13 protein-coding genes are annotated in these 13,363 nt (G+C 70.5%); 8 read left to right on the top strand and 5 right to left on the bottom strand.

Features of this window, described 5'->3' with window-relative positions; genetic code table 11:
• Positions 1-101 precede the first annotated feature (101 nt).
• Entirely contained in the window at positions 102-752 is a 651-nt protein-coding gene (locus AW272_RS38655) for a type 1 periplasmic-binding domain-containing protein (protein ID WP_218011214.1), read from the bottom strand.
• A 161-nt stretch (positions 753-913) separates the two neighbouring features.
• On the opposite strand from AW272_RS38655, the gene AW272_RS38650 reads away from it, so the two are divergent.
• The 5 genes from AW272_RS38650 to AW272_RS38630 all read left to right on the top strand — a co-directional run bounded on the left by AW272_RS38650 (position 914) and on the right by AW272_RS38630 (position 6,504).
• Positions 914-2,095 (top strand): HupE/UreJ family protein, encoded by a 1,182-nt coding sequence (locus tag AW272_RS38650; protein ID WP_066375818.1) that lies wholly within the window; start codon positions 914-916, stop codon positions 2,093-2,095.
• An 89-nt stretch (positions 2,096-2,184) separates the two neighbouring features.
• Entirely contained in the window at positions 2,185-4,128 is a 1,944-nt protein-coding gene (locus AW272_RS38645) for a purple acid phosphatase family protein (protein ID WP_066375815.1), read from the top strand.
• A gap of 62 nt (positions 4,129-4,190) precedes the next feature.
• Positions 4,191-5,219, top strand: a complete 1,029-nt coding sequence (locus AW272_RS38640) for a COG1470 family protein (RefSeq protein WP_066375809.1) — start codon at positions 4,191-4,193, stop codon at positions 5,217-5,219.
• Between the two features lie 21 nt (positions 5,220-5,240).
• On the top strand, positions 5,241-5,516 hold the full coding sequence (locus tag AW272_RS38635; RefSeq protein ID WP_066375806.1) for a CATRA system-associated protein: 276 nt from the start codon (positions 5,241-5,243) through the stop codon (positions 5,514-5,516).
• A gap of 139 nt (positions 5,517-5,655) precedes the next feature.
• Positions 5,656-6,504: a CATRA conflict system CASPASE/TPR repeat-associated protein gene (locus AW272_RS38630; protein ID WP_369408845.1), complete on the top strand. Its 849-nt coding sequence runs from the start codon at positions 5,656-5,658 to the stop codon at positions 6,502-6,504.
• On the opposite strand, the gene AW272_RS38625 is transcribed toward AW272_RS38630, so the two are convergent.
• Positions 6,492-9,254, bottom strand: coding sequence for a CHAT domain-containing protein (locus AW272_RS38625; RefSeq protein WP_157519281.1), 2,763 nt, complete (start codon positions 9,252-9,254; stop codon positions 6,492-6,494). The two genes, AW272_RS38630 and AW272_RS38625, sit on opposite strands and share 13 nt — an antisense overlap.
• Before the next feature lie 89 nt (positions 9,255-9,343).
• On the opposite strand from AW272_RS38625, the gene AW272_RS38620 reads away from it, so the two are divergent.
• Both AW272_RS38620 and AW272_RS38615 read left to right on the top strand, forming a co-directional pair.
• Positions 9,344-9,964, top strand: coding sequence for a pyridoxamine 5'-phosphate oxidase family protein (locus AW272_RS38620; RefSeq protein WP_218011213.1), 621 nt, complete (start codon positions 9,344-9,346; stop codon positions 9,962-9,964).
• Between the two features lie 19 nt (positions 9,965-9,983).
• Positions 9,984-10,712, top strand: a complete 729-nt coding sequence (locus AW272_RS38615; protein WP_066375798.1) for a class I SAM-dependent methyltransferase — start codon at positions 9,984-9,986, stop codon at positions 10,710-10,712.
• Here AW272_RS38615 and AW272_RS38610 read toward each other — a convergent pair.
• Together AW272_RS38610 and AW272_RS38605 are read right to left on the bottom strand one after the other, a co-directional pair.
• Positions 10,709-11,527: an MBL fold metallo-hydrolase gene (locus tag AW272_RS38610; RefSeq protein ID WP_066375796.1), complete on the bottom strand. Its 819-nt coding sequence runs from the start codon at positions 11,525-11,527 to the stop codon at positions 10,709-10,711. The genes AW272_RS38615 and AW272_RS38610 overlap by 4 nt on opposite strands.
• Entirely contained in the window at positions 11,521-12,117 is a 597-nt protein-coding gene (locus AW272_RS38605) for a dihydrofolate reductase family protein (RefSeq protein ID WP_066376001.1), read from the bottom strand. The genes AW272_RS38610 and AW272_RS38605 overlap by 7 nt, the downstream gene beginning before the upstream one ends.
• Before the next feature lie 75 nt (positions 12,118-12,192).
• On the opposite strand from AW272_RS38605, the gene AW272_RS38600 reads away from it, so the two are divergent.
• Positions 12,193-12,684 (top strand): winged helix-turn-helix transcriptional regulator, encoded by a 492-nt coding sequence (locus AW272_RS38600; RefSeq protein WP_066375794.1) that lies wholly within the window; start codon positions 12,193-12,195, stop codon positions 12,682-12,684.
• 68 nt (positions 12,685-12,752) lie between these two features.
• Here AW272_RS38600 and AW272_RS38595 read toward each other — a convergent pair whose 3' ends face one another.
• The gene (locus AW272_RS38595; protein WP_066375792.1) at positions 12,753-13,310 is read right to left on the bottom strand and encodes a hypothetical protein; all 558 of its coding nucleotides are present in this window, start codon (positions 13,308-13,310) and stop codon (positions 12,753-12,755) included.
• Positions 13,311-13,363: the final 53 nt, after the last annotated feature.

The raw sequence follows: 13,363 nt of genomic DNA, 5'->3' as shown, positions 1-13,363 counted from the left end.
CTGAGGCCAAAAGAATAACTTTGGCCCCGAGCCACCCACAGGGGAGTTAACCCTCCACCTTCATTCGGCACTTAAGCCCGGTTACGGGCCGGCCGAGTCGATCAGAGCCACACGACGATCCCCGTCAGCCCGTTGAGCACGGCCGCCACGCCCGCCCTGATCGCCGCCGCGCAGCGTTCCGGGGTGAACGACGCCGGGTCATACGCGGACGACGCGCCCAGCCCTTCGCCCCGGAACGACGCCCCCTGCCAGTCGACCGACGTCACGTTGTGGGTGGGTTCGGCCAGCTCCGCGCCGACGACGAGGAACTGCTGCGACAGGTGGCTCGCGGTCACCAGGGCGAGCGGGTCGACGAGGTCGTTGCCCGCGCTGATGATGAGGTCGGGCTTCATGTCCAGGGCCCTCGTGATGCCGGGCACCAGGTCGTGCGGGTCTTCGACGGCGACGGTGCGCAGGTCGGCGTCCACCTCGCCGGCCCAGCTCTCGACGGCCGCGACCAGGTTCTTCGTGGGGGCGTCGGCGCCGTGGGTGACCAGGACGACGCGGTAGTCCGCCGACGGGTGGACGTCGTCCCAGGAGCCCGAAGACGGGGTGATGGTCGCCTCCGGGTGGGGCGAGCTCGAGATGAAACCCGGGCCCAGCGCGCCGACCGCGCTGGGCACGGGGTGGGGGCCGGACCAGTCGGCGCCGCAACCGGCGGACAACAACGCGGACAACAACAGGGCGGTCACGAGGGCCGCGATGCGGAGCAAGGTGATCGACCTCCGGATGTTACGGGTGGTGCGCGTACATCCTGCTATCCCGTTTCGACCGATTTGTAGTTGTCAGGGTGCTTCTGCGGTTATTTAGCGATCCGTTCGACTTCTGTTCACACGTGGCGAGGAACGTGCTCTCTCGCAACGTAAGGAGTCACATGTCCCACCTAGCCCGCCGGATCGCCCTCGGGGTCGTCGCGGCGGCCATCACCCTGCTGAGCTGCGCCGTTCCGGCCGCCGCGCACGGGTTCACCTCGACGGCCTACGTCGACGTCACCGCCGGGGAGGCGGGCCACGTCCTGACGAAACTGGAGCTCGAGTACGACCTGTACGTCGTCTCCACCGCCGACACCGAGAAGAACGACGACCTGTTCAAGGCCGGCACCGCCGCCTTCGACGCCCGCGACACCGAGGCCCAGGGCGCCGCGCTCAACGCGTACGCCGACTCGGCCGTCGCCTACGTCACCAAGCGCTTCGCGGTCACCGCCGAGGGCGCGCCCTGTTCACCGGTGAAGTCGGGAGACCTCACGATCGGGATCCGCGAGGACGTGCCGTACGCGACCCTGCTCCTGGACTGGACCTGCCCCGAGGCGGGCGAGCACGAGGTGCGGAGCACGCTGTTCCCCGACGCGGAGACCTTCGTCAAGGACACCAAGACGATCGTCGTCTACGACCTCGGCGGGATCTCCGGCAGCGCGGCGCTCGACGCGGCGAACCCCTCGTTCTCCACGGTCCTGCCCTGGTACGAGCGGTTCTACGAGTTCTTCCTGCTGGGCGCCGAGCATCTGCTGTTCGGCCTCGACCACGTGCTGTTCCTGCTGGCCCTGATCGCCGGGTCGCGGCGGCTGCGTGAGGTCGTGCTGGTCGCGACGAGCTTCACGCTGGCCCACTCCGTGACCTTCCTGCTGGCGGCGCTCGGCCTCGTGAGTGTGCCCGCGAGCATCGTGGAGCCGATCATCGCCCTGTCCATCGCCGTCGTGGCGGCATGGCACCTGTGGCAGCTCCGCCGCCCGGCCGCGCTCGGCGATCACCTGGACCGTTCCGGGTGGACGCGCCTCGGCGTGGTCTTCCTGTTCGGGCTCGTGCACGGGCTCGGGTTCGCCGGCGCGCTCGGCATCCAGGAGGCCTGGTCGTGGACGCTGCTGTGGTCGCTGCTGGTGTTCAACGTCGGCATCGAGGCAGTTCAGCTGGGTCTCATCGCGTTGATCTTCCCGTTGATCAGCCTGCTGCGGCGCCGCTCGCCGATGGCCGGGCACTGGGTCACGGGGCTCGTCGCCGCGGGTGTGGCCGTCATGGGGATCGTCTGGTTCGTCGAGCGGACCTTCTGGAACAGTCCATAACCGCGCAAGGTGACCGACATGAGTGGTTAACCGGACACCGACACCATTCTTGCCGCTTGTGCAATATTTTGCGACATAAGGAACAAGCAATGACATTAGTAACACGCGTGGCCACTGGCGCCACCGCGGCACTCCTGGGCCTCGCTGTGGCCCTGAGCAGCGCCACGGTGCCCGCGGCCGCGGCGGACGCCGCCACGCTCACCGGCATCGTGCTGGGCGTCGGCGCGGACCAGGCCCAGCGGACCGTGACCTGGTACTCCTCGGCCGACGCTGCGCAGAAGGTGCAGGTCGTGCCGACCGAGCAGGTCGTCAGCGGCGAGTTCCCGGCCAACGCCCCCACCTTCGACGCCGTCGGCGGGGCCAACATTTCCGGTGGCACGTTCAACCGCCACGCCACCATCACCAACCTCCAGGAGTCGACCGCCTACTCCTACCGGGTCGGCTCCGACGGCAACTGGTCGCCCGCGTACGCGTTCAAGACGCAGAAGTTCGAGGGCGACTACGACTTCCTGTTCTTCGGCGACCCGCAGATCGGCTCCTCCGGCGACACGTCGAAGGACCAGGCCGGCTGGGTCGACACCGTGAACGTCGCGACCGCCGCCAACCCCGACGCCGAGATCCTCGTCTCGGGCGGCGACCAGGTCGAGACCGCCGGCACCGAGACGCAGTGGGACGCGTTCCTCGCGCCCGACGGCCTGCGCCAGTACCCGTGGGTGGCCACCATCGGCAACCACGACGTCGGCAGCAAGGCGTACGAGCAGCACTTCACCGTTCCCAACACGGACCGGTCGGGCCCGCTCTACGGCAACGGCAACCCCGCGTCGAACACCTCCGGCGGCAACTACTGGTTCGTCTACAAGGACGTCCTGTTCATCGACATCAACAGCAACAGCTACGCCACCTCGCAGGGTGGCGGCGGTGACGCGGCCCACGTCCAGTACGTGACCGACGTCATCAACCAGCACGGCGCCGAGGCGAAGTGGAAGGTGCTCGTCTTCCACCACGCGATCTACTCGCCCGCCGCGCACGCCCAGGATGGAGACGCCAAGGTGCGGCGGGTCGACTTCCCGACCGCATTCTCCAACCTCGGTGTCGACCTGGTGCTGCAGGGCCACGACCACAGCTACTCGCGGTCGTACCTGATCAAGAACAGCGAGAAGGCCAACCCCGACGAGCAGCCCGGCGCGGCCGACGTCGTCGCCGGTCCCGGCGGTGTCCTGTACATCACCTCGAACTCCGCCTCGGGTTCGAAGTACTACGACATCTCCGCCCCGAAGACCGACCAGCCCAGCTCCGGCGCCGGCAACGGCCCCGACCCGCTCGACGCGTCGAAGTACTGGTACAACTCGGTCCAGAACCAGGAGCACGTCCGGACCTACGTCAAGGTCGGCGTCCGCGCGGACAAGCTCGTCGTGGAGAACCTCCGCAGCGGCACCTGCGCGGCCCCGAACGCGGCCGTGGAGAAGGGCGTGTCCTGCGACAACGACCCCGCCGCCAAGCCGGTCGGCTCGACCGTCGACAAGGTCACCGTCCACCCCTACAACGGTGAGGGCCAGGCCCTCGCGGTCACCGTGCCGAACGCCGCCCCGGGTGAGTTCGGCTGGACCATCGACGGCTACAACGGCCTGGTCAACCTCGGCACCGCCGAGGACAAGGACGGCGACCACTTCGAGGCCGCCGGCTCGATCAACCCGATCGTCGTCTCCGACAACCGCCGTTCGCAGGCCCCCTGGTCGGTCTCGGCCAGCGTCGGCGACTTCGCCGACGCCGGCAAGACCTTCTCGGGTTCGTACCTGGGCTGGGCTCCGAAGGTCGTCGAGGCGGGCGCCGGCGCCAAGGCCGGCAACCCGGTCGTGTCCGGTTTCGACGACAAGGGCCAGGGCCTCGCGAAGTCGCGCGGCCTCGGCTCGGCCGACCAGGGTCACCCGAAGGGCGTCGCCAAGCTCGGCGCCGACCTGACCCTGAAGATCCCCGGCGACGTGGAGAACGGTGGCTACCGCGCCACCCTGACCATCACCGCGCTGTCCAGCTAGTCACCTGTGCGCGGGGTGGGCGCCCGGACGGGCGTCCACCCCGTTTTTTCGAAGGATCCGAGATGCGCCTGTTCCGTACCGCCCTGGCTCTGCTCTCCGCCTGCGCCGTCATCGGGCTCCCGGCCGCCCCCGCGCTCGCCGACGACGGCGACGTCGCCTGGACGGTCCGGACCGACGCGGGCAGCTTCGGCGCCGACCGCTCCAGCTTCACCTACTCGATCAACCCCGGCGCCCGCCTGGACGACGCCCTCGTCGTCGCGAACCGGGGCACCGCCCCCCTGACTCTCGGCGTGTACGCCTCCGACGGCTTCACCACCGACATGGGCGGGCTCGACCTGCTGTCCAAGGACAAGAAGTCGGTCGGCATCGGCTCCTGGGTCCACGCCGGACGCGACTCCGTCACGATCGCCCCCGGCGCCACCGCGAAGGTGCCGTTCGCCGTGAGCGTCCCCGGCAACGCCCCGCCCGGCGACTACGTGGGCGGCATCCTGACCTCCCTGACCCAGGCGTCCACCGCCGAGGGCATCAACGTCGACCGCCGTCTCGGCATCCGCATCAAGTTGCGCGTCAGCGGCGAACTCAAGCCGACCCTGACCGTCGAGGACCTGAAGATGGACTACGACGGGACGTTCAACCCCTTCGGCTCCGGCGACGCGACCATCAGCTACACGATCCACAACACCGGCAACGCCGTGCTGTCGGCGAAGCAGACCATGTCGGTCGCCGGCCCGTTCGGCTGGACGTCGACCGACGCCGGCGACCTGGCCGCGCCGCCGGAACTGCTGCCGGGCGAGAGCTGGCAGATGAAGGTGCCCGTCCACGGAGTCGCCCCCGCCTTCCGGCTGGCCGCCACGACCGTCCTCATGCCGCTGCTCACCGACGCCTCCGGCGCGACCACCTCACTGGATCCTGTCCTGGTCACGGCCGACGCGTGGGCGCTGCCGTGGACGCAGCTCGCGCTCCTGGCGCTGCTGATCGCGATCGTCGTGGGCTGGTTCACGCTGATGCGGGGACGGAAGTCGCGGCGCAGGGAACGCGAGGACGCCCGCGTGAAGGAAGCGGTCGAGGCGGCGCTGCGAAACGCCGGGTAGCCCGGCGGCGATCGAAAGACTGTGACCGACGCACTCGACGACTTACTCGACCTCGTCACCGACATCGATCAGTGGCGGGTGACCCCGGAGCACTGGGAGACGATCGGCGGCCTCCTCGAACTGGCCGCCGCCTCGCTGACCGAGCCCGCCGCGCTGCGCCCGCTGCTGGAGGAACTGGAGAACGCGGGCCAGGACCGGATCACCAGGATCGGCGCCTCCCCGATCGTCCCGCCGCCCCCGCCGGTGCGGGACCGGCTGAACCAGCTCGTCCACGCGCTCTCCGGCCCGAAGAAGTGAGCGCCGTGGAACAGCAGTTCGTGGTCCATCTGTACGCCCCCTTCGAGGCCGCCCCGGCGCTTCGACGCGGCGGTTCCTCGTCGCGTTCGACGACGACCCGGTCGCCAGCGCCTTCACCTGGAGCCGGGGGACCCCGGAGATCCCGCCGCTGGCCCGCTATCTCCTGCACGCCGCCAAGATGCGCTACGAACTGGGCGTCTGGCTCCGCGACGGCGGCGGCAGGCGCGTTCCGCCGAGCCCCGGACGCTCGGCCGATCTGCGGGACATGCGGCACACCGTGGAGATCGCCGCCGACAACATGACGCGGGCGTTCGACGTGACCGGTGTGATGCTGGGGGGCGGGCCGTTCGCCGACGACGCGGCGCTGGCCAGGTCGCTGCTCGAACGCCTCGACGACGATATGCGCTACCTGACGACCTCGGCCGACCGCGCCGAAGACGATCGCGCCGAAGACGGGAGCCGGGACGTCTTCGTCGTGCACGGGCGCGACCTCCAGGCCCGCGACGCCGTGTTCACGCTGCTGCGGGCGCTCGACCTGCGTCCGCTGGAGTGGGAGACGCTGGTCGCGTGGGCGGGCGGGGAGCCGTGGCCCTACATCGGCGACGTGCTGCGCGAGACGATGCCCCGCGTCCAGGCGGTCGTAGTGCTGATGACGCCGGACGACCTCGTCCACCTGCATCCCGACTTCGGGCCCGAACGGCAGGTCTCGCAGTCTCGCCCCAATGTGCTCGTCGAGCTGGGCATGGCCTACGCGCTGCGGCCGAAGAACCTCGTCGTCCTCACGTTCGGCTCACAGCGGCCGATCAGCGACATCGACGGCCGCAACTTCGTGACCGTCTCCGACGACCCGCTGTTCCGGACCCGGCTGGCGCACCGGCTCAAGCTCGCGGGCTGTCCCGTCGACCAGTCGGGCGGCGACTGGCTGAGCGCGGGCGACTTCGGGAAGCAGGACTCCTACCGGCGGGGCGTCGGCCATCACCTGCCGTGATGGACGAACGCCGCCCACAGCGCCGGGGAGTTCGGGAAGTCGGCGCGGAGGCTCTCCACGGCGGCGTGCAGCGCGAACGGCACCCGGTCCAGGTCGAGGCCGTCGGCCAGGATCCGCCCGTAGACCTGGTCGGCGACCTTGGCCGCGATCCGGTCCTTCACCGCCCACAGACTGCCGATGACCTGGGGATATCCGGCGACCTGGAACGCCCCGGCCAGGTGCACGGCCTCGTCGGCCAAGCCGAATCGGGTGCTGCCGGTCTCGCAGGCCGACAGGTAGGCGAGCCCGGCGCCGGTGAGGTCGAGCCGGGCGATCTCACCGACCGTCAGCCGGGCGGCGGCCAGCTCGATGCCGCTGTCCCACGGGGACACGGGATCGGCCATGGCGTGACTGGCGACGTGGATCACCGGGCTGGTGGGCATGGCGCTGAGGATGGCGTCGGCTTGAGAGGGCGTACCGACCGGGATTCCGGCTTTCTCCAGATGGCCGGTGACGCTCGCGAGCTCCCGCACCACCGCGGGAAGCGGCGCGTGGCCGTCGGCCGCGGGGACGGCGACGATGAGCGCGCCGCCCGGCTCAGGGCGGCGGGTCCGTGAGTGCCCGAGCGCCCGCACCGTCGCCGTGTACGACGAGACCACCCTGCTCTGGACACTCGGGCCGCCGCTCTGGTGCCGACCGGCGGCGTGCAGCGGCAACGAGGCCAGCGCCCCGACCGGGCACCACCACAGCCGCGATCCCGGCGCCGGGTCGAGCGCGGTCAGCACGGGTTCGGCGACCGTGTCCCAGAGCCAATCCAGCAGGCCGTGCAGGAAGCCGTTGTCGGGCTTGAGCTGCCCGCCGAGGCGCTGCGCCCACATCGCGGCCTGGTCGTGGGAGAGCTTGGGCAGCGGGACGTGCCTCACCCCGCCTGCGGTCAGGATGAGGGCGTCGCTCCGCCACGCCGAGGCGCTGACCAGGACGATCGGCCCTTCGGCGGCCTGGGCGAGCAGCCGGTCGACGTCCGGCAGGGCGAGGAAGGTCCTGTCGTCCTGCCGGATCCGGGCGACGAGATCGCCGAACTCCGTGGAGAGCTTGAGGCGCTCCGCCGCCGAGTCGAGCAGCGGGAGATGACCGGGCTTCTCCTCCGTCTCGGCCGTCAGCAGGTCGCGCAGCCGCAGGAACTCCTCCGCGGTCTGGTCATCCAGGTTCCGCAGGTCGGTCCGCATCTGGAGGGCCTCGCCGAGCAGCAGCACCCGGGACTGTTCGAGGTAGGTCAGCGCGCGGCCCGGCTCACCCGCGTCGAGCGCCGTCGCCGCGGCCTCGGCGGCGAGCCCGCCGTGCCTGCCGAGCGCGCGGACCCGGCCCTCCTGCGCCAGCCGCCACGACGCGACGACCGGGAACAGCGCGACCGCCCTGTCCATCGCGCCGAGCGCTTCGACGTAGTCGCCGAGCCCGGCGTGCGCGTAGGCCAGCGCGCGGGCCGCCTCGATCCGGTGCTGCGGCGCGGACGCCTCGTCACCGACGCCCGTTTCGAGGAGGCCCACCGCCTCCCGCGCGTCGGCCTCGGTCTCCCGGGCGAGCAGCGCGCACCCGGTCCGGAACGCGATCTCCGCGTCGGTGGAGAGCCTGACGGCCTCGCGGCCCACGTCCACCGCCTCGTCCACGGCCTGCTGTTGCAGCAACGCCCAGGACAGGGAGGAGAGCCGGCGCGCGTCGCCGGGACCGAGCGCCACCATCCGCCGCGCGACCTCGACGATCTCCCGCCGCACCCCCGGATCCCCGCCGAGCGCGTCGTCGTAGCGGGACAGGCAGTGCCGCAGCGAGTCGAGGTGGAGGACCAGGCTGGGCTCGTCACCCGGCTGCTCCACCGCGCGCCTCGCGACGTGGACGGCCTCCTCCAGCGCTTCGATCGTGTTCTTCGCCCGCAGGACGACGCTGAGCGTGTTGAGCACCCGGCTGTTCCCCGGCATCAGGGCGACCGCCTCGCGCCCCGTCGCGGCGGCCTCATCGAGCAGGCGGGCTTCGCCGGTGTGGTCGTACAGAGCGAAAAGAGCCTCGGTCATCCTGGCCAGACAGTCGGCCCGCGCCGGATGCCCGTCGGGCAGCGCCTCGAAGGCCTCCTGGAGGGTGATGACCGACTCCCTCAGCAGGTCAGGGCTCTGCAGCGCGCCCAGATGGGCGGCGAGGTTACTCAGGTGGGCGGCCCGCTCGGGAGCGCCCTGAGGGGTGGCGACGACACAGGCCCTGCCGTATTCGAGGGCCTTTCTCAGTTTCCGTACGTCGGACTCGCGCTTCCCCAGCTCGAACATCGCGGCGGCCACGACGTTCAGGTAGGCGGGCAGCCTGGGGTCCTCCGGCGAGGTCGCGGCCAGGGCCTTCTCCGCGGCGTCGAGGGCCGTGCGGACATCCTCCAGATCACCGCGCTCCATGAGCGAGGTGGCCCAGCTGATCAGATAAAGAGGCTCGTCCGGTACGTCGTCAACCACCGACGCCAGCAGCGCGCAGTTGAGAACACTCATGATCGCCGGCAGAACAGCCGGGGAGGCGGTCGGATCCCATGTCCCCGCTTCACCCTCACTGGTGAGGCGATGCTTCTCGTAGAGCGCTTCGGCGTAGGCCTCCGTGAGAGACCCGCGCCACGGCTCGTCCTCGTGACTCTGGGCGAAGGCGTCGAGGAACGCTCCAAGGGCGTCGTCGAGGCGCAGATCGTCTCGCGCGGTGGCACCGGCGGCCGTCAACCGGCCGCTCTCGATCAATCGCTCTACCGACATTGCTCGATTCTGTCGGGTGCCGATATTTCGGCGCTTGTCACCCGAGTAACGGACACCTGCGGCCGGCTGGTTAGGTTTACCTTAGTTCCATGGAAATGCGCAGGGTGGAGACCGAGGAGCAGCTGCGGGAGATCGTCAAGGAGCCGCCGCGGACCGCGTGGGACAAGGACATCGCCCGCATCGACGAGCACGCGCGCACGATCATCGCGCACTCCCCCTTCGTCCTGCTGGCCACCGCCGACGCCGACGGCACCTGTGACGTCTCGCCGCGGGGCGATCCCGCCGGGTCGGTGCTCGTGCTCGACGACCGGCACCTCGTGCTGGCCGATCGGCCGGGGAACCACCGGGTCGACAGTCTGCGGAACGTGCTGCGCAATCCGCACGTCGGGCTGCTGTTCATCGTGCCCGGCATGAACGAGACGCTGCGGGTGAACGACACGGCGGCGCTCGTGTCGGACGGGCCGTTCTTCGACGACCTGGTCGTGCAGGGGAAGCGGCCCCGGCTGGCGGTGGTGGTCGAGGTGACCGAGCTGTACATGCACTGCGCGAAGGCGTTCCTGCGATCGTCCCTGTGGCAGCCGGACACCTGGCCCGACCGCAAGAGCCTGCCCTCGCTGGGGCGGATCGCCAAGGACCAGATGGGGCTCAAGGTCCCGGCGAAGGTGATCGACGCGGGGCTGGCCCTGGACGCCAGGACCAACCGCTACTAGGCCGCATAGGTTCGTCTCCATGGTTGACGCAGCTTTCGGGCATCCGCGCCTCGCCGCCATCTACGACCAGCTCGATCCGGACCGGGGCGATCTCGACGCGTATCTCGCGATGGCGGAGGAGTTCGGCGCGCGGTCCGTGCTGGACATCGGGTGCGGGACGGGCGTGTTCGCGCTGCTGCTCGCCGAGCGCGGGATCGCGGTCACCGGGATCGATCCCGCGCGGGCGTCCGTCGACGTCGCGCGCGGCAAGCCGGGCGCGGAGCGGGTGCGCTGGCTCGACGGCGACGCGGGGGACCTGCCGCCCCTGCGGGTCGACCTGGTGACGATGACCGGGAACGTCGCCCAGGCGATCACCGATCCGCAGGCGTGGCGCGGGACGCTGCGCGGCGCGTACGAGGCGCTGCGGCCCGGCGGGCGGCTCGTCTTCGAGACGCGCGACCCGGCGCGGCGGGTGTGGGAGGAATGGGCGGGGTGGACGCGCGAGACCACGTACCGCATGACGGATGTTCCGGGCGTCGGCCACGTCGAGACCTGGGCCGAGCTGACGGACGTGAGCCTGCCGCTGGTGAGCTTCCGGGGGACGCACGTGTTCGCGGACGGGGACGTGCTGATCTCGGAATCGACACTTCGCTTCCGCGAGCGTACGGAGATCGAGCGGGACCTGCACGAGCACGGATTCATCGTCGAGGCCGTACGCGACGCACCCGACCGGCCGGGCGGGGAGTTCGTGTTCGTGGCGCGACGCTAGTCGCTTCGCCGGGCGGGGCGTTCTCGCTGCCCTTCGTGGACGTCGCTCACCCATTCCCAGCCGGGCTTGGCCGACGGGCCGACCCGGGGGTCGTCGACATCCCGGCCGTCGCGCAGGGCGTGCACGTATGCCCGGTCCTGGTCGATCCGTGTCTTCAGCTCGGCTGATCCGCCCACGGAACCGTGGCCAGGGATGACGACCTCGACGTCGCCCGCCACGCCCTCGAACAGCAGCAGCGCGGCGAGGTAGTCGTCGAACGGGTCGGCGGTGTCGTCCGACTCGAACATCGGGATCAGGACGTCGGACAGCATGTCGCCGGCGACGAGGACCCCGCGTTCCTCGATCAGCAGCGCCGCGTGGCCGGGGGCGTGCGCCTCATGCTCGATGACCCGGACCCGGGGGCCGTCCCAGGGAACCTGCGTGGTTCCGGCGGGCAGGCCGGTGATGAGGCCGAGCAGGTCGAGCGGCACCTGTCCGGCGATCTCCGTTTCGAGCAGGTGGTCGGCGATGCGGGCCTTCGCGTCCGGGTCCGACAGCTCGGCCCGGATGGCGGCCGCGCAGCGCGCCGTGCCGTAGCGGGGGGCCTCGCCGAACCGGGCGTCCCAGAGCACGTGGTCCCAGTGCGGGTGCGTCGAGAAGCCCGCCACCACGGCCTGCCCCAAGTCCGCCAGGTCGCCGACGAGGCAGTCGAGTTCGGAAGCGGTCACCCCCGGGTCGATGAGCAGCACACCGGCCGGGCCAAGCACCACGACGGCGTTGCTCTGCACGAACTCGCTCTCGTGGACCAGCACACCTTCCGCCACCCGCGTCAGCACGAGCCCGCCTCCTTCGTGTCCAGGATGGCGTAACGGTGCATCGTGACGCCGTGTTCGAACGATCGCTGTTCGAGCAGTTCGAGGTCGATCGGCCGGTCGTAGTCGTCGAACAGCGGTCTGCCGAAGCCGAGGTAGGAGGGGTGGGTGGTGAGCAGCAGTTCGTCGAGCAGTCCGGCCCGGAGAAGCTGGGTGGCGAGCGCCGCGCCGCCGACCGCGATGGCGCCGTCGGTCTCGGCCCTGAGCGCGGCGAGCCGCTCGATCGCGTCGTCTCCGCCGATGATCTGAGTGTTGTGGGCGGCGCTGTGGCGGGTGCGGGAGACGAGCACCTTGGGCATGGCGGTCCAGATCTCGCCGTATTCACGCATGAAATCCGGCAGCGAGGCGTCCGCGGGCGCGCGTGGCCAGTATTCCTCCATGGTCTCGTACATGACCCGGCCGTGGACTATCAGGGCGAGCTCCCGCGTCCGGGCGTTGAACTCGCGGTGCAGTTCCTCGCTGAGGCGCAGCCACTCGCCCGCGCCGTTGTCTCCCGGGACCTGTTCGATCCGCAGATCGAGGGACACGTTCATCGGATACACGAAGTGGCCCATCATCTCCCCTTCCGTATAGTGGTTGCGATTTGCAACCACTATATTGGGGGCGAAACACCTGTCAAGGAGGGAATCGTGGAACCACGGTCCGGGTGCCCGATCAACGCCGCCGTCGAAGTGCTCGGAGATCGCTGGTCCCTGCTCGTCCTGCGCGACGTCATCTTCGGCGACCGGCGTCACTTCCGGGCGCTGCTCAACGGGTCGATCGAGGGCATCGCCTCCAACATCCTCGCCGACCGGCTCGTGCGGCTCGTCGAGGCGGGGATCCTCACCCGCGGCACCGCGGCGCGGGGGCAGCGCGCCCGCTACAGCCTGACCGAAGCCGGCATCCAGACGCTCCCGATCATCTACGCCCTGGGCAACTGGGGCCTCGACTGGCTTCCCGGCAGCGAGGAGCTCCGGAGCCGGCAGCGGCTCATGCGCGACGAAGGTCCGGCGTTCGTCGAGGAGCTCATGGACGAACTCCGCACCCGCCACCTCGGCGCCCCGGCGAAACCGCACGGAGGACCGGGCCCGCTCGAACGCCTCGACGCCGCCCATGCCGCGGGCGTCCAGACGGAGCCGTAGGCGCCGACCGGGGAAAAGAAACAGCCATCCGGTGATCCGGATGGCTGTCTCCCAGCGATGCGACGGGGTCAGACCCCGGAGCTTCGCCTGCTGCGGACCAGCACGAAGAACAGGACGACCGCGGCCACCACGGCGATGCCGACGATGCCGATCTGGGCCAGCGGCAAGCCCTCGGAGGCGGACTCCTCGGTCGCCACGGCTCGTTCGGCCATCTTCGCCGTCGTCAGGGGTGCGGTCGTGGGCACGTTGGCCACCTCGCCCGACGTCAGCGTCGTGGACGCCTGCGCCTTGCTCGGCTTCGTCGCCTTCACGGTGACTTTCCACTTGCCGTCCGGCAGGGGCTCGGCCGGGTTGTAGAGGTTCTGGCCCTCCGGGGCCGACATCAGGGCCACCGGGCCGAAGGTGCGGCCGTCGGGGCTCTCCGCGAACAGGGTCGCGGCCAGGACGTCGGTGACCGGGGTGCCGTCCTTCTTCCACGTCACCAGGACGTTGACGCTGCGGGCGCCGTCGCCGGCCACCTCGAGCTTGATCGGGCCGTCCGCGGCGGCCGTGGCCTGCTGCGCGCCGAGCAGCAGGCCGAGACCGGCCAGCACGACGGCCAGGGCGTACCTCAGTGCCTTGTTCATTCGTGGGGGTCCGTTCCTTGAAACAAAGGCGGGTGCCCCGCGCGCACAATGGC

It is taken from the genome of Herbidospora mongoliensis, assembly GCF_001570545.1.
Lineage (GTDB): Bacteria > Actinomycetota > Actinomycetes > Streptosporangiales > Streptosporangiaceae > Herbidospora > Herbidospora mongoliensis.
Note: the sequence above shows the minus strand (reverse complement) of the source record. Positions and strands in the feature narration are given on the sequence as shown.

Bases quoted from the DNA above. Each gene is read 5' to 3' on its own strand.
- AW272_RS38650 (WP_066375818.1), top strand. From the start codon at position 914: ATGTCCCACCTAGCCCGCCGGATCGCCCTCGGGGTCGTCGCGGCGGCC.
- AW272_RS38645 (WP_066375815.1), top strand. From the start codon at position 2,185: ATGACATTAGTAACACGCGTGGCCACTGGCGCCACCGCGGCACTCCTG.
- AW272_RS38640 (WP_066375809.1), top strand. From the start codon at position 4,191: ATGCGCCTGTTCCGTACCGCCCTGGCTCTGCTCTCCGCCTGCGCCGTC.
- AW272_RS38625 (WP_157519281.1), bottom strand. From the start codon at position 9,254: ATGTCGGTAGAGCGATTGATCGAGAGCGGCCGGTTGACGGCCGCCGGT.
- AW272_RS38620 (WP_218011213.1), top strand. From the start codon at position 9,344: ATGGAAATGCGCAGGGTGGAGACCGAGGAGCAGCTGCGGGAGATCGTC.
- AW272_RS38615 (WP_066375798.1), top strand. From the start codon at position 9,984: ATGGTTGACGCAGCTTTCGGGCATCCGCGCCTCGCCGCCATCTACGAC.
- AW272_RS38605 (WP_066376001.1), bottom strand. From the start codon at position 12,117: ATGGGCCACTTCGTGTATCCGATGAACGTGTCCCTCGATCTGCGGATC.
- AW272_RS38595 (WP_066375792.1), bottom strand. From the start codon at position 13,310: ATGAACAAGGCACTGAGGTACGCCCTGGCCGTCGTGCTGGCCGGTCTC.